General features: G+C 61.2%; 15 protein-coding genes. 7 read left to right on the top strand and 8 right to left on the bottom strand.

The genetic code is table 11. The features are described 5' to 3' along the window. Positions 1 to 76 precede the first annotated feature (76 nt). Positions 77 to 1,297, bottom strand: coding sequence for an ABC transporter permease (locus ACP7B9_RS00385; protein ID WP_425859748.1), 1,221 nt, complete (start codon positions 1,295 to 1,297; stop codon positions 77 to 79). 1 nt (position 1,298) lies between these two features. Beyond that, entirely contained in the window at positions 1,299 to 2,240 is a 942-nt protein-coding gene (locus ACP7B9_RS00380) for an ABC transporter ATP-binding protein (RefSeq protein ID WP_425859747.1), read from the bottom strand. Between the two features lie 71 nt (positions 2,241 to 2,311). Here ACP7B9_RS00380 and ACP7B9_RS00375 point away from each other — a divergent pair, with 71 nt between their 5' ends. The 3 genes from ACP7B9_RS00375 to ACP7B9_RS00365 all read left to right on the top strand — a co-directional run bounded on the left by ACP7B9_RS00375 (position 2,312) and on the right by ACP7B9_RS00365 (position 4,093). After that, positions 2,312 to 2,956, top strand: coding sequence for a trimeric intracellular cation channel family protein (locus tag ACP7B9_RS00375; RefSeq protein ID WP_425859746.1), 645 nt, complete (start codon positions 2,312 to 2,314; stop codon positions 2,954 to 2,956). A 42-nt stretch (positions 2,957 to 2,998) separates the two neighbouring features. Beyond that, positions 2,999 to 3,418 (top strand): hypothetical protein, encoded by a 420-nt coding sequence (locus ACP7B9_RS00370; RefSeq protein WP_425859745.1) that lies wholly within the window; start codon positions 2,999 to 3,001, stop codon positions 3,416 to 3,418. A gap of 63 nt (positions 3,419 to 3,481) precedes the next feature. Further along, positions 3,482 to 4,093, top strand: coding sequence for a hypothetical protein (locus ACP7B9_RS00365; protein ID WP_425859743.1), 612 nt, complete (start codon positions 3,482 to 3,484; stop codon positions 4,091 to 4,093). Between the two features lie 11 nt (positions 4,094 to 4,104). Here ACP7B9_RS00365 and ACP7B9_RS00360 read toward each other — a convergent pair whose 3' ends face one another. Genes ACP7B9_RS00360 through ACP7B9_RS00350 form a run of 3 tightly spaced genes read right to left on the bottom strand, consistent with a single transcriptional unit; the run spans position 4,105 to position 7,225 of the window. Next, complete coding sequence (locus ACP7B9_RS00360) at positions 4,105 to 5,208, bottom strand: polyprenyl synthetase family protein (RefSeq protein WP_425859741.1); 1,104 nt, start codon at positions 5,206 to 5,208, stop codon at positions 4,105 to 4,107. Next, positions 5,205 to 6,527 carry a geranylgeranyl reductase family protein gene (locus ACP7B9_RS00355; RefSeq protein WP_425859740.1) on the bottom strand — a complete coding sequence of 441 codons (1,323 nt, stop codon included), beginning with the start codon at positions 6,525 to 6,527 and terminating at the stop codon, positions 5,205 to 5,207. The genes ACP7B9_RS00360 and ACP7B9_RS00355 overlap by 4 nt, the downstream gene beginning before the upstream one ends. After that, complete coding sequence (locus tag ACP7B9_RS00350) at positions 6,524 to 7,225, bottom strand: demethylmenaquinone methyltransferase (protein WP_425859739.1); 702 nt, start codon at positions 7,223 to 7,225, stop codon at positions 6,524 to 6,526. Before ACP7B9_RS00350 ends, ACP7B9_RS00355 begins: the two co-directional genes overlap by 4 nt. A 143-nt stretch (positions 7,226 to 7,368) precedes the next feature. Between ACP7B9_RS00350 and ACP7B9_RS00345 the strand changes: the two genes are divergently transcribed. The 4 genes from ACP7B9_RS00345 (at position 7,369) to ACP7B9_RS00330 (ending at position 11,601) form a co-directional block, all read left to right on the top strand. Continuing rightward, complete coding sequence (locus ACP7B9_RS00345) at positions 7,369 to 8,721, top strand: isochorismate synthase (protein ID WP_425859737.1); 1,353 nt, start codon at positions 7,369 to 7,371, stop codon at positions 8,719 to 8,721. Positions 8,722 to 8,899: 178 nt separating this feature from the next. Then, positions 8,900 to 9,835, top strand: coding sequence for an ABC transporter substrate-binding protein (locus ACP7B9_RS00340; RefSeq protein WP_425859735.1), 936 nt, complete (start codon positions 8,900 to 8,902; stop codon positions 9,833 to 9,835). Between the two features lie 3 nt (positions 9,836 to 9,838). Continuing rightward, positions 9,839 to 10,810: an amino acid ABC transporter permease gene (locus ACP7B9_RS00335; RefSeq protein ID WP_425859734.1), complete on the top strand. Its 972-nt coding sequence runs from the start codon at positions 9,839 to 9,841 to the stop codon at positions 10,808 to 10,810. Then, a complete protein-coding gene (locus ACP7B9_RS00330) occupies positions 10,810 to 11,601 on the top strand; it encodes an amino acid ABC transporter ATP-binding protein (protein ID WP_425859732.1) in 792 nt (263 codons plus the stop codon). Before ACP7B9_RS00335 ends, ACP7B9_RS00330 begins: the two co-directional genes overlap by 1 nt. A gap of 75 nt (positions 11,602 to 11,676) precedes the next feature. Here ACP7B9_RS00330 and ACP7B9_RS00325 read toward each other — a convergent pair whose 3' ends face one another. The 3 genes from ACP7B9_RS00325 to ACP7B9_RS00315 all read right to left on the bottom strand — a co-directional run bounded on the left by ACP7B9_RS00325 (position 11,677) and on the right by ACP7B9_RS00315 (position 15,400). Continuing rightward, positions 11,677 to 12,558, bottom strand: coding sequence for an intradiol ring-cleavage dioxygenase (locus ACP7B9_RS00325; protein WP_425859730.1), 882 nt, complete (start codon positions 12,556 to 12,558; stop codon positions 11,677 to 11,679). A 69-nt stretch (positions 12,559 to 12,627) separates the two neighbouring features. Then, on the bottom strand, positions 12,628 to 14,382 hold the full coding sequence (gene menD, locus ACP7B9_RS00320) for a 2-succinyl-5-enolpyruvyl-6-hydroxy-3-cyclohexene-1-carboxylic-acid synthase (protein ID WP_425860708.1): 1,755 nt from the start codon (positions 14,380 to 14,382) through the stop codon (positions 12,628 to 12,630). 43 nt (positions 14,383 to 14,425) lie between these two features. Continuing rightward, positions 14,426 to 15,400, bottom strand: a complete 975-nt coding sequence (locus tag ACP7B9_RS00315) for an o-succinylbenzoate synthase (RefSeq protein WP_425859728.1) — start codon at positions 15,398 to 15,400, stop codon at positions 14,426 to 14,428. Between the last annotated feature and the right edge of the window lie 45 nt (positions 15,401 to 15,445).

Below are 15,445 nucleotides of genomic sequence, written 5' to 3'. Positions count from 1 at the left end.
GGGTTTGTGTCCTTTCGCGGTGCTTTTCTGCTGCCAATCTACGGCACAACCCGGGTGGGTCGACGGTGCTTGCGGTTCACTTTTTCCGTGCGAAGGCCGTGCGCAGCGACAGCTTGCGTGAGTATTCGATCGATCCGTAGCGGAACAATTGCACGGCAAGGCGCAGGGCCAGGATCCCAAAGATGAACAGTTCGGCAATCACAATGGCCGCCGAGACGCCGTTGAGCGATCCGAAGGCGTTGCGCAGCATGGCTGTGATGGGGGCCGTAAACGGGAAGAACGTGAAGATTTGAACAATCATGGCACCAGGGTCACTGACCACCATGGTCACGATGTAAAAGGGTATGAACATCATGATCATGACCGGCGCAAATACGGCACTGGCGTCCCTTGCTGTGGGCATGACCGCGCCGATGCCCACCAGGACTCCGGTGAACAGAATAAAGCCGCCGATGAAGAGCAGCGCACCCACCACCATGGGGAGAAATTGGAATTGCAGCTCGGAGATGTCGAAATCAGGCATGGCCAATTGATCGCGGAAGAACACATATCCCAGCACCATGGGGGCAGCAAAAACCACGGATTGGACAGCACCCACGAGGAAGAGGGAGATGATTTTTCCCACCACCAGCGTTGTGGGATTTAGGGTTGTCAGGATCATCTCGGTGACCCGGTTTTCCTTCTCCTCCAGCGTTGAGGCCAGCATTTGGTTGGCCAGCAGGATGATCACAACGTAAAACAACACCAGGAAAAGCAGCGGCGGCACCACAGTTGCCAGGCCCCCGGACGGTTCACCGTCCTTGAAGGTTTGCAGATCCGTGCTGAAGTTACCTTGTACCGCAGCCGCCAGTTCGGGCGACCCCACCTCTTTTTGCGCCGAGAGAACCACCAGCTGCTTGGCGACGGCGTCGTAGCTGCCGTTCTTGAATATTCCTTGGTCAGTGCCGAAGACCAAGACCGGCTCAGCTAACAGATTGGCGGGAAAGGCAAAGTACGCATGGAGGCTGCCGGCCCTGACCCGGTCCGCGGCGGTGCTTGAGTTCTCTTCGACCTCGCCGCCCATGGCTTTGGCTAGGGCAGGGTCGATCAGCTTCGATGCGTCCGAGTAGGTGAATTCGAGCGTCTGGTCTTTTTGGGCATCGGTGAGGGACTGCGTGGAGGTGCTGCTAGCAAAAATCAGGGCAAAGACGATCCCCAGCAACACCGGGATGGCCAGTGTCGCTACCCAGAAGCGACGCTTCTTTACGGTTCTGGTGAATTCAAAATGCACCACGGTACCTAGGTTGTGCCGTGCCATCTCAGGCCACCTTCCCTGCGGCTGAACGGGATGGACCGGCTGCATCCTCGCCGTAGACCTGAATGAAGATGTCATCGAGGCTGCGCCTGGTGGCCTCGAAGCCACGGACAGCCACCCCGGCCATGACAAGTTCCTTCAACACCTGAGCCTCATCGACAGCATCCGCGACGGACAACTCCGCGTAGTTGTTCTCCAACTTGGTGATTTTGTAGTGCGGCGAATCGGGGAGGCTGCCGGCATATTTGACCCTAATAGTCCGGCCGCCAAACTGTTTTTGGACCTCATCGATGGTGCCGTAGGCGTGGGCTTTCCCGTCTTTAAGCAGGATGATCCGATCGCACAGCCGCTCCACCTCCTCCATCTGGTGGGTGACCATCATGACAGTTGCCCCGGCATCTTTGCGTTCCTCGATGATGTCCATCAGGAGGCGCCGGTTGACCGGATCGAATCCCTTGGTTGGTTCATCAAGGATCAGCAGTTCGGGTTCATTCATGATGGTCACGCCCAGCTGAATTTTTTGCTGCTCACCGCCCGAAAGCTTGTCGACCCGCACATTTGCCTTATCTGTCAGGTCCACCCGCTTCAGATACTGCTGGGAAAAGTTCAGCGCATCTGCACGGGACAGCCCCTTGAGCCGGCCAAAGTAGGCCATGACATCGCGCACAGACTCTTTTTTGTACAACCCGCGCTCCTCCGGCAGGTAGCCGAGCCGCGAGCCAAAGTCGTCGTTGAACACCTTGCCGTTGATCTCCAAAGTCCCCGCTGTGGGACGGTAGATGCCCAGCAAAGCCCGGATCGTCGTCGTTTTTCCACTTCCGTTGCTGCCCAGAAAACCGAACGTCTCACCGCGTTCCACATCAAAAGACAGTCCTTCAATGACCTTCTTTTGGCCAAAGTGCATGTGGAAGTCGTGCACGTGGATCAACGGCGTTGAGGCGTTCATAGTGCCCAGCGTAGCCACAAACGGCCATCGGAAGCAGATACTTGCCCAACGTCGATGCAAAGATGGAATCCATGACCGTTGACGTACCCCTCTTACTTGACCTTTTAGGCGTCTTTTTCTTCGCCGTCTCCGGCAGCCTGCTCGCCGCCCGCAAGGGTTTTGACCTGATCGGGTCTGTCCTGCTTGGCTCCATGGCCGGCCTTGGCGGCGGCGTAATCCGGGACGTGATTCTCCATCAAGGACCGCCAGCAGCATACAGCCACCCAATCTACCTAGTCCCATCCCTTGCGGCCTCCGCACTGGTCTATTTCACGGTCAAGAATGTTCAGCGCAGCGGTTGGCTGTTGTTCACGTTCGACGCCGGTGGGCTGGCCTTGTTTTGCGTCACCGGTACGCTCAAGGCCCTTGCTGCGGGGATGAACCCCGTAGCCGGAATCCTGCTGGGCGTCACTACCGCGGTGGGTGGCGGCATCCTGCGCGACATTACGGCCAACGAGGTGCCGAGCGTCTTTGACCCGAAGGATCTGTACGCCATCCCGGCCTTCATCGGGGCAGCTTTGGCCACGGGACTGTGGCATCTGGGGTGGTTGAACCTTGCAACCGGAAGCGCCGCCGCCGTGGTCGTTTTCATGCTGCGCATGCTGAGCCTGCACTTCGGTTGGCACGGTCCGCTGGCTGCCCGCAGCTGGACACCGCGCAGGGCCGTCCGCAGCTAGAATTGAACGCAGAGTTGTACACGCCAATTTTCGGAGATTTGAATGTCTGACATGTTCGTAGAGAAGTTCCGCGGCCTGGTGCCCCTGTATCTGGAGGAACCGTGGCAGGAAGCCGACGGAATCGAATGGGCTGACCTGGACGCAGTCTTTACGGAATTGAAGATCACCGTCCCACTGGCGTTGCGCGAGTTCCTGCACGCCTTGGGCAACTGTGAAGACATCATGGAGGCCTACTACTACTTCTGGGATCCGGAAGAACTCGAAGTCGAAGACGGCTACCTGCTGTTTCTCGAGGACGAGGACGAGGCCTACACCTGGGGCATCCTCACCGACCAGGCCGAGGTTCCGGATCCCATTGTGTGGCGCCGCAACAATGCCACGGGCGAGTGGGTCAATGAAGAAGGAACGTTCAGCGAGTTTGTGTTTGACATGCTGGAATGGGTTTTCACCGAAGAGGACTAACCGCGGCCGAACTGGCCCCCTCCAGCTATGGGAATATTCATCCGCTGGAGGTAGCGTTGCGTTATGGACGCACAGGAGCCGACAAGCGCATTGATTCCGGACCCGGCCGTGGTTGTGGGGCTGGTCGAAAAACTGGTCGAGGGCATCTGGCCCCGATCCGAAGCGGACAGAAAGGCCTTGTTCCAGCGGCTGGGGTTCACCTCGGGCGCCAGCTGGGATGACGCCGTGCCGGCCTCTCCGTTGAACCACTACGCGCTGTCCACCAAGCAGCCTGGTGAGATCTCGTCATCGTGGAACTCCTTCAACGGCCGCTTCTTGGGCGTCAGCATGCAGCTCTACACAGCCATGGACACCGACAATCCCTCGACCCGGCAGGGCTTTGAGGATTTCCGCCAGCATTTCACCACCATTTACGGTGAAGGCGTCAACCCTTGGCACGACCCCATCATCCAGGCCTGGGTATGGAACGTGAATGGGCGCCGGATTGCCATCCGCTTCTTCAATCTCCAGCACAGCGGCATGCTACTCACGGTCGACGACGCCGGGCTGGCCACGGCCGCCGAAGCCGAGGCCCGCCGTCGTAATGCACCAATGCACTGGAATGACAGCGAGGAGCGCACGAGCCCCTTCAATCTCCCGCAACTCAATCTCCCGCAGCGAGGAGTTAGAACCTAGAGGTTCAGGAACTAGACGTCGCGGGAAACCACTGCTTCGGCAAAGTTCATGAGCGCGCTCTTGACGATGCCTTCGGGCATGGGCGCCAGTGCCGCAATTGCGGAGTCTGACCACTCGCGTGCCACGGCCCACGAGTCAAGCGTGACCTGGTGTCCACGCAGAGCGTCCACGGCTTCGGCCAAGGCCTCGTCGCTGGACAGGTCACCGTCAACAAGTGCCAGGACGGCGCTTGCATCCGCATCACCGGCGGCCACAGCCTTGCGCAGCAACAGCACGGGCAGGGTGGGGATGCCTTCACGCAGATCCGTGCCAGGGGACTTACCGGAAACCTTCTTCATGCCTGTCACATCGATGACGTCATCGGCCAGCTGGAAGGCAACGCCCACCTTTTCGCCGTATTCAAGCATGACGTTTTGCAATTCCTCCGGGACGCCGGCAAAGATCGCGCCGAGCTGTCCGGATGCGGCCACCAGAGATGCCGTCTTGTCAGCGATGACAGACAAGTAGTGCTCAATGGGGTCTTCGTCCTCGCGCGGACCGACAGTCTCATGCAACTGACCAAGGCAGAGGCGCTCAAAGGTGCGTGCCTGGATTTCCAGGGCCCTGCCACCAAGCTGCGAAACCAGGATCGAGGCGCGGGCGAAGATCAGATCGCCCGTGAGGATGGCGACGGTGTTGCCCCATACTTCATGAGCCGTGGGTGCTCCGCGGCGGTAGGGCGCGGAGTCCATGACGTCGTCGTGGTAGAGGGTGGCCAGGTGCGTCAGTTCGACGACGACGGCGGCCTGCACCACTTCCTGCCGTTCCGGATCCCCGAGGTGGGCTGCAAGGAGCGCCAGCAGAGGGCGGATGCGCTTGCCTCCGGCTTCCACAAGGTGGCGGCTCGTGGCGTCCGCCAGCGGATCGGAGTGCGCTATGGCCTCCCGCAAAACTTTCTCAACCTTCGCCATCCCCAGGGCGATGGAGGGGCCAAGATCAGGATCCTCTGCGACGGCGGAAAAACCTGCCGGCAGTTGCAGCCCCGTGGCAATGGCCATGGTGCTGGGGTTCGGATCGTGCTGTTCAGGGCGCCCTTGACCGGCATGGGTCCAGCTTTGGTTCGCGGAAGTAGTCACTGCTTAACACTAACTATTGGTAGGGATTCTTGCTTGGACGTGCGGGTAGTCTCCTGGTTACTGGTGGCCGGGACCAACTTTTCCAGTAGATGAATCACTCTATCCTCAAAACCACGTTCACCTGTGTCCGTGAGATTGGCCATGAGGCGAACCACAAAGCGCATCAGAATCGGCATGGGCATACCCGTGCGCAATGCCAGTTTCATAATGCCGGGCTTGCCAATCAAGGACGCGAAGGCCCGGCCAAGGGTAAAGTGACTCCCCCATTGATCGCGGATGAAGTCGGAATAGCCCGAGAGCGCATGGTTGGCCGCCAACGAGGAGTTGGTTCCGGCGGCCCGGACGATGAAGTCCGCCGCATACCGGCCCGATTCCATGGCGTAGGAAATACCTTCCCCATTGAAGGGGCTCACCATGCCGCCGGAATCGCCCAACAGCATCAGGCCATCGGAGTAATGCGGGGTTCTGTTGAAGCCCATGGGAAGCGCGGCCCCGCGGATGGGGCCAACCTGGTTTTCGGGGGTGAACCCCCACTCGGCGGGCATGCCTGCCGTCCAATCGCGCAAGACTTGGCGGTAATCCAGCTTGCCAAATTCCTTGGAGGAGTTCAGGATTCCCAGGCCAACGTTGGCCGTGCCGTCGCCGACGCCGAACACCCAACCGTAGCCGGGGAGCACCTTGCCATCCGGGGAGGCCAGCTCCAGCCAGCCCTCCATCCACTCTTCGTCGTGGCGCGGTGAGGTGAAGTAGGTGCGGTAGGCAACGCCCATGGGACGGTCATCGCGCTTGGCAAAGCCGTGCGAGACGGCCGTGCGGGTGGAATTTCCGTCTGCGGCCAGGACAATGTCGGCGAAGAAGTCCGCGCTTTCGCCCGTCTTCCTACCTGCGTCATCCAAAAGCGACGCCCGGGCACCCACGACAGTTCCGGCGTCGTCCGTGAGAACCGTGGAGACCGAGTGGCCCTCTAGGATCACGGCGCCGGCACTCCGGGCGTGGGCGGCCAGTGATTCATCAAAGCCTAGGCGGGTGCGAATGAGCCCGTAGTTAGGGAAGTTGCTGAGTTCGGGCCACGGGACCTCGATCTGGCGGCCACCGGCAATCAGGCGCAGGCCCTTGTTGCGGCGCCAGCCTTCGGCGGGATCGTGCGGCAGACCCATGAGCTGCATTTCACGCACGGCGCGAGGAGTGAGCCCGTCGCCACAAACTTTTTCGCGCGGGAAGCGGGTTTTTTCCAGCACGGTGACCTCAAGCCCTGCCGAGGCCAAATGATAAGCGGCGGTGGATCCGGCGGGGCCGGCGCCTACAACAAGTACCTTCATGCTGTGCGGGGTTTGGTGGCGCGGTGAACGGCAACAATGCCGCCGCTGAGGTTCCGGTATTGCACCGATTCCCAGCCTGCCTCGGTGAGCCAAGCGGACAAATTGTCCTGGTTGGGCCACGCCCGGATGGACTCGGCCAGATACACGTAAGCGGCCGGGTTGGAGGCAACCTTCTTGGCGATCGGCGGCAGTGCGCGCATCAGGTATTCGGTGTAAACGGTTCGGAACGGGGCGAAAGTGGGGTGTGAGAACTCGGCCACCACCAGCGTGCCACCGGGCTTTGTCACACGCAGCATCTCGCGCAGGGCCTTCTTGGGATCGACAACGTTGCGCAGCCCAAAGGAGATCGTGGAGGCGTCAAAGGAATTGTCCGCGAACGGCAGGTTGGTGGCATCCCCTGCGACAAAGTCAATGTCGGGGCGGCGGCGCTTGCCGACCTTGAGCATGCCAACGGAGAAATCGCATGCCACAACGTGCACGCCTGCATCGGCGTAGGGTTCGCTGGAGGTGCCTGTACCGGCCGCCAAATCCAGGACGCGCTGGCCGGCTCGTGCGCCAACGGCGTCAACAACAATGCGGCGCCACCGACGGGTCTGACCCATGGACAGAATGTCGTTCACAATGTCGTAGTTCGGGGCCACGTCGTCAAACATGGCTGCCATTTCTTCCGGACGCTTATCCAAGGATGCACGATTCACCCCTTTAGTGTCTCAAACTTTGCTCCGGTTCGCGCATTTTCGGCCATTGCAGGGCGGTCCTTGTGGGCCATCACACCGGGCGGTACCGCGCCACACCGTCCCCGGAGCAGGTTTCTGTTCCGGGCGAGTAATCTTGAATCATCATGACTGCTTCCTTAGGCACCCATCCGCTGCGCACCCTGACCACGGCCTTGGACCCGGCCACGCTGGGTGAACTCGGCGTCACCGGACCGGCCAGTCTCTTGAACGGAACCTCCGCCTCGGACCCCTTGTGCTGGCTGCGCCGTGGCGAAGGCTTGCTTGGCTTTGGTGAGATCGCTTCCTTTACCGGCACCGGACCTTCCCGATTCGCCGACGCCGAACAGTGGTGGAAAGAGCTGTTGGTCCTCGCCGCCGTTGACGATTCCGTGCGCATGCCCGGCACCGGCGCCATGGCCTTTGGCTCCTTCGCGTTCTCCAAAACCAGCGCCTTCGAATCACTGCTGATCGTTCCGGCCCTGGTGGTGGGATTCTCCGGCGGCATGGTCTGGCTCACCCAACTGAACCTTGATGGCACGGTCCCCACCCCGGAATCCGCCCTTGCACTGTTGCGGGAGGAACTGTTGCGGGAGGCCGCAACTTCTCCTGAACGTTCGACGCCGGACACCCCCTCCACGGGCACCGTGCGTTCGGGCGCCCTGACCGAGGCACAGTGGAAGGAAACGGTTGCCGCTGGCGTGGAGGCAATTGTGCGCGGCGGGCTGGATAAGGTGGTTTTGGCCCGGGATGTTGTGGCAACATTCCCGGAACCCGTGCAGCGAGTTTCAATTCTGCAACGATTAGCCAGTCTTTACGATGAATGCTGGACCTACGCCGTGCGCGGGCTGGTGGGTGCGACGCCGGAAATTCTGATCAAGGTGGACGGTTCCACCGCCCAGGCCCGAGTATTGGCCGGGACCCTTGACCGCGAGGATGAACCTGCAGGTTCCACAGGCTTTGCCGCCGCCGTTTTGGGTGGCTCCGCCAAGCAACGTCAGGAACATGACTTTGCCGTTCGATCGCTTACCCGTCAGCTGGCACCCTTTGCCACCGACCTGTCTTTCCCGGCCGAGCCGTTCATTTTGGAGCTCCCCAATGTGTGGCATCTGGCATCCGATGTCACGGCTGAACTGGCCAGCTCCAACGGCCATCTGCCCACGTCTTTGGCCCTTGTTGAGGCCCTGCATCCCACAGCCGCGGTCTGCGGAACGCCCCGCGAGGATGCTGGGGCGCTCATCCTCGAACTGGAGAAGATGGACCGCGGCCCCTACGCCGGGCCGGTTGGCTGGCTGGATGGCGCCGGCAACGGCGAATGGGGCATTGCCCTGCGTGGAGCCATGCTCGAGGATGCGCACCATGTACGCCTGTATGCCGGGGCCGGCATTGTTCAAGCTTCCGATCCGGCTGCCGAGCTGGCCGAAACATGGGCCAAGTTCCGGCCCATGCTTCAAGCCTTGAACCTGCCCAACCATCCCTGAGCTGTTCTTGACAGTCCGGAATCCCGGACAGGCACCCCAAGAAAGCCCTTGCCAGACAAACTGGTAAGTTGTTCAATAATCAAATGTAGTTTACCGTGATGCAAATCACCGCGAGATACACTAGTTTTCAATAGACAGTGCCCCACGGACCAAGTGCCTCGAGAAACAAAGGGATATCATGCAAATCTCACCCAAGCTGACCATTCGCCTGGCCGCAGTCGCGGCCGTCGCAGCACTGGCCCTGACCGGCTGCACCACCGCATCCCAGGACGGCGACACCGATAGCAGCGGAGCTGCTTCGAAGGCTGCCGCTTTTGACCCGACCACGGTTGCTAAGGATGACGCGCTGATTGCTCTGTTGCCGGCAGCCCTGAAGGACAAAGCAACCCTTGAAATTGGTTCGGACACTTCTTACGAGCCCGCTGAATTCCTGGACAAGGACGGCCAGACTCCGATCGGCTACGACGTGGACATTGCCAAGGCAATCGCGGCGACGCTGGGCAAGAAGGCCGTTGTTCACACGGCTGACTTCTCCTCCATCATCCCCAAGATCGGCACCGTTTACGATCTGGGCATCTCTTCCTTCACGATCAACCCTGAGCGTTCAAAGGCCGTGAACTTTGTGAGCTACTTCAACGCCGGCGTTCTGTGGGCCGTCCAGAAGGGTAACCCCAAGGGCATCAGCATGGACGATCTCTGCGGCAAGAAGATCGGCGTTCAGACGGGCACGGTTGAGGAAGATCCAGATGTGAAGGATCGCTCCGCAAAGTGCGTCGCTGATGGCAAGCCGGCCATCGAGATTGTTTCCTTGAAGAACCAGACCGAAGTCACCACACGCCTGGTGGGCGGCACCATTGACGCCATGAGCGCCGATACTCCCATCATCAACAACGCCTTGGCCAAGACCAACGACCAGCTGGAAACCTTGGGCGACACCTACGACTCTGCCGAGCAGGGCATCGCTATTGCCAAGACTGATGCCGCCTTCGCAGCAGTCATTGAAAAGGTCATGAACAAGCTCATCGAAGATGGCAGCTACGACAAGATCCTGACCACCTGGAACAACCAGGATGGCGCCTTGAAGGCCGCCGTCCTGAACCCGACGGCTGGCTAACCCTTGAGCCGCCTAACCTCACGTCGGCCTTCTAGCGGCGGCGGTTCGGATGTGGAGCTGATCGACGCAGTTCCCGTCCGGCACCCGTGGCGGTGGGTCGGTGCCGCATTCATTCTGTTAGTGGTCATCCTGGCGATCCAGTCCATGACCACCAATGAGAAGTTCTATTGGGGAACCTTCAGGGCTTATGTCCTTGACGTCTTGGTTATTCAAGGCGTTGGCTGGACGCTCATCCTGACGGTGACTTCCATGGTCATTGCCATTGTTTTGGCGATCCTGTTGGCCTTCATGCGACAATCAGACAACCCGCTGTTCCGGTACGTTTCCTGGGTCTGGGTCTGGTTCTTCCGCGGCACCCCGGTGTACACGCAGTTGCTGTTTTGGGGATCTATTGGTGCCCTTTATCCCAAGATCATCGTTGGGGTGCCTTTTGGCCCCGAACTCTTTTCTTGGGACACCGCCACGGTGATCAACGCAACGGTGGCCGCCATTGTGGGCCTTGGTCTCAACGAATCAGCGTACTTGGCGGAGATTTTCCGTGCAGGCCTGAAGTCCGTGGATAACGGTCAGATGGAGGCTGCCGAGGCCCTTGGCATGCGCCGCTCAAAGGTCATGTGGCGGATCATCCTGCCCCAGGCCATGCGCGTGATCATTCCTCCCACAGGCAATGAAACCATCGGCATGCTCAAAACCACCTCGCTGGTGTTGGCCGTACCGTTTACCTTGGACCTGACGTTCGTGACCAATGCCTTGGCGAGCCGGACCTTCCTGCCGATTCCGCTGTTGATGGTTGCGGCGTTCTGGTATCTGGTGATCACCTCGGTGTTGATGGTTGGCCAGTTCTACGTTGAAAAGCACTTCGGCAAGGGCGTGGACAACGTCATGAAGGCTCCCGTTAAGGCCACAGCCGCCGCGGCAGCTGCCCACGCCAAGCCAGTTGACGGCATCGATGAAACTACGGAAGGTGGCAAGTAATGACTGACACCACCTCAACACACGCTGCTCCCAAGCCGCTCGTGGAGATTCAGGGTGTTCACAAGTTCTTTGGTGAACACCACGTGCTCAAGGGCATCGACATGACGGTCAAGCCGGGTGAAGTTTCGGTCATCATTGGCCCTTCCGGTTCCGGCAAGTCAACGCTCCTGCGCTGCATCAACCTACTCGAATCCATCAGCGCCGGACGTATCTACGTCCACGACGATCTGATTGGGTTCAAGGACGTCAACGGCAAGTTGCATGACATGAACACGAAACAGATCGCGGCCCAGCGCCGTGAAATCGGCATGGTGTTTCAGCGCTTCAACCTGTTCCCGCACAAGACAGCCCTGCAGAACATCATCGAGGCACCCACCCAGGTGAAGCGCCAGTCCAAGGCTGCCGCCAAATTGAAGGCCCGCGAACTGCTGGAAATGGTGGGCCTTTCCGACCGCGCCGATTTCTACCCCTCGCAGCTTTCCGGCGGCCAGCAGCAGCGCGTTGCCATTGCCCGCGCCCTGGCCATGGAGCCGGAGTTGATGCTCTTCGATGAGCCCACCTCAGCCCTTGACCCGGAGCTGGTGGGCGACGTCCTTGAAGTCATGAAGAACCTGGCCAAGTCAGGCATGACCATGATTGTGGTGACCCACGAGATTGGCTTTGCCCGCGAGGTAGGCGACACCCTGACATTCATGGATGGCGGCGTCGTGGTGGAAAGCGGAAACCCGCGCGACATCATCGCCAATCCCCAGCATCACCGCACCAAGGAATTCCTCAGCAGGGTCCTTTAGGACCGTCTGAAAATGACCGGGTCTCGCTAGGCTCGACCATCCATGGTCGAGCCTAGCGAGACCCGGTTTTTTGCGTTAGATGATGACGTTCAAAGCTGCGGTGTACCCGGCCGCCACGGAACCGGAGGTCGACGCCAATTGGTGGATGCCGCCGTCGTCCCCAAAAACCATGTCACCGGCAAGCGGGGTGTTGGGAAAATTCTGCTGGCTGGTTTCATACCCTGTTGACGCGTACACCTCATTGCAGGAGGCCTCCGTCATGGCAATCTGGGACGTGCGCAGGATCTGACCGGCCGAGGTGGCATTGGACATGCTCTCAAATACTTCAAAGTGGATGTGCGGCCAGCGGCCGTTGTAGGCACCCGGGAAAATGGTGGTGAAGGTGAGCTGACCATTGGCATCGGCCTCCTGAACGCCGCGCAGGAAGTTCTCGTTTTCCAAGCCCTGGTCATACAGCGAATACTTGCCGTCCCTGGTGGCGTGCCACACGTAAACGGCGGCCCCCGCGAGCGGTTTGCAGCCCTGCGCATTGTCCAAAAGCGTCAACGTGACTGTCAGCGGAACGCCCTCAGCCTTGGTGGCAGAGGCGCCAAAACTGGCAGTGATATCCTGACGGACCACGCCTGAGGCAGTAAGGACATCGGGTCCATTGGAACCATCGGCGGGATAGGGCCCGCCCGTCTCCTCCGGGGTGTCGGCGGTAGCGGCTGTGCATTCGGCAAGGGCGCGCGTCACCTGGGCCGTAGCTTCGGCCGTACTCGTGGTTGTCGGAGTGGCAGCCGCGGTACTCGCGGCGGTAGTGGTGGCCGTGGCTTCATGGACGGCTGGGGTGCAGGCCGCCAAGCTGGCAACGACCCCTGCGCCAACCATTAGCCCCAGCGCATGTCGCCGGGTGAACAGGGTCCCCAGATCAAATTCGAGGCCTCGGTCGTGGTCGGGATGCGGTGAGTTTGTCATAGCATTCACTCCATCAAGGATTCTTATGCGCGGGCTGTACTCCTGCTGTACCAAGACTACGAGTGCCGTCTAGTGGGTGGCTATGGCGGCGCTGATACTCAGGTGCAGCTCACGCAGGCCGTCACGGCTCGCCGCCACCTCGATGATGTGCCGCCCCACCACGGATGCGGCCAGCGCATCGGTAAGCTCGGCTGCGGTCCGCACCAGAGTGTGGCCCCAGCCGTATGCAACGGCCAGCGCGGCCAGATCCACAGTGTGCGGTGTGCCAAAGAAGCGTTCGACGGCGGACGCATAGTTGGGTGCCTGCGCGAGCGTCCCGTGTTCCAAGACGCTGAAGATGCCGCCGCCGCCATCGTTGAGGACGATGACCTGAAGGTTGGGCATTTGCTCGGTTGGCCCGATATTCAGCGCCCCGGAATCGTGCAAGAACGTCACATCGCCAAGCAGCACCCGGGTTGCCGCACCCGTGGCGAGAGCGATGCCGGTTGCCGTGGCAATGGTTCCGTCGATGCCGGCAAGACCTCGGTTCGCGAAGGTCGTGACCTTGTTTTCCGGCGTGGGCCTTCCTGCCAGGTCAACGTCACGGACGGGGTTTGAAGACCCGAGCATGAGATTACTGCCGGATTCCTGTTGCGCCCGGGCCCAGAGCTGCCGGGCAACGTCCGGTCCACTCAGTCCCCCACCGTTGCTCACCGCGCCTTCAAGGACGGTCTCCAGCGCGGTCTCGGCACCGGCCGCCGCCTCCTGCCATGCGGCCAACCACCCCGCGGGGCCCTGTCCGGCAAAACCCACCAACTGGTCCCACTGGGTCAGGATCAGCTCCGTGCGATGCCCGGCCTCAAACCACGACACCGGTTTGGGCAAGAAGAGCGCCCGTTCAAGTTCGGCATTGGCCAGCAGTCCGCTGATCTGCCGGGACAACGTTGGCCGACCAAAAAGCACCACGCGCTCAATCGGCAAGGCGCTGTCCGGACCGAACTTGTCCAACAGCAGGCGGTAGGGGCCAACGGCATTGGGGCCAAACCGGGCATTGGAGGAGGGCTCTGCCAACAAGGGAAGTCCCAGCATTCGCGCAAAGTATTCGGCGTCCGCACCGGCCCCATGTCCGGCCACAACCACAGTCCTGTGGCTGCTCGACGCCAAGGGCTCCGGAACACCGCCCGATGGAAGGGGAAGGGCTCCGGCCACGTCGCCGCGCTCGATTGCGCCGCCGTCGGAATCACTGTCCGCGAACTCTGGCAAATCAGGCACCTTCGGTGCGTCAACTGTCGGCAGGAGCCGTTCCCATTCGGAGCCGTCCAAAGCAGGCGTCAAAGGGTCTCGGAAGGCAAGGTTGACCTGCACCGGACCGGCGGAGATGCCATCAAGGCGACCACGTGCCGCGCTCATGGCTGTAGCGATGGCGCTGCTGGGGTCCACCCCGGCAGGGACATCCGTGGCGAAACGCACGTGGTCGCCGAAGAGATCCAGCTGGTGCGTTGTCTGGTTGGCGCCCGTGCCACGCAGTTCCTCGGGCCGGTCCGCGGACAAGACCAACAACGGGGTTCCGCTGTGGTTTGCCTCCATCACGGCCGGAAGCAGATTGCCCACGGCCGTTCCCGAGGTGGTGACAACGGCTGCTGGCACACCCGAGCCCAGGGCCAGGCCCAGTGCCGTAAAACCGGCAACTCGTTCGTCCACGCGCACATGGACGCTCAACCTGCCATCGGCTTCCGCCTCGGCCAGGGCGTAGACAAGCGGGGCGCTGCGGGAGCCAGGTGCCACGACCACATGGCCAATCCCTGCGCGTTCCAGGGCGTCGACAACGTAGCGGGCAGCATCCATGGAGCTAAGTAAAGTCACGCTCCTACTCTATCCACCCCTCGCGTTAGAGCAGGGCGTAGCAGCGGCGGAGGCGGTCAAGCCACCAGTCACGGCGCTCGGCGGGTGCGGCGAACTGTGCCAAAAGATCCGGATCGGCCACAACGCTGCGCACATCCATGCCACCGGCCACGGCCACGAGGCTCGGGGAGGCAACATCTGCGGCCATGAGCGACACCGTGCCCAGGCCGCAAGCGAACGGCAGTTCCGGCAGGGCGGCCGCGAGTGCCAGACCGGTACTGATGCCCACCGAGGAATCCAGGGCGGAACTGACGACGGCGGGCAGGCCAGCTTCCGCGACGATCTCCAGTGCACGCCGAACTCCGCCAAGTGGCGCGGCTTTGACGATGATCAGATCTGCTGCTCCGGCACGGGCCACGGCGAGCGGGTCGGTGGCCTTGCGCACGCTTTCATCGGCGGCGATCAGGACCGATCCCGAAAGCGCCTTCCGCACGGCCGCCATCTCGGCGATGGTTGCAACTGGCTGCTCGGCATATTCCAGCCCAAACACGCTCAGCATGCGCAGGGCCGAGATAGCCTGATCCACACCCCAGCCACCATTGGCGTCCACCCGAATCTTGGCGTCGGGCAGCAGATGCCGCACCGCGCCCACCCGCGCCGCGTCCTCGGACATGGACTGGCCGGCCTCGGCAACCTTGATCTTCACGGTGTCCACAGCGTCAAAAGCATCCAGCACGGCGGGCACCTGGTTCGCGGAAACTGCCGGAACCGTCGCGTTCACCGGAACCCAGTCGCGCACCGGTTCGGGGTGCCCAAGCCAGCCAGCCTCCAGTGCCGAGGCCAACCAGCGGGAGGACTCTTCGTCGTCGTACTCAAGGAACGGACCAAACTCACCCCACCCGGCGGGGCCTTCGAAAACCATGACCTCGCGGGTCTCCACACCCCGGAACTTCACGCGCATCGGCAGGGAGACTACGTGGGCTGCGGAGAGAAGGGCATCGAGCGGGGGGAGTGAAAACATGTCTTCACTGTAGCCCCAAGGTCAGCAAGCTCCCATGAATCTGTG

The sequence above is a fragment of the Arthrobacter sp. TWP1-1 genome, assembly GCF_049897845.1.
In the GTDB taxonomy this organism is placed as follows: Bacteria; Actinomycetota; Actinomycetes; order Actinomycetales; family Micrococcaceae; genus Specibacter.
Note: the sequence above shows the minus strand (reverse complement) of the source record. Positions and strands in the feature narration are given on the sequence as shown.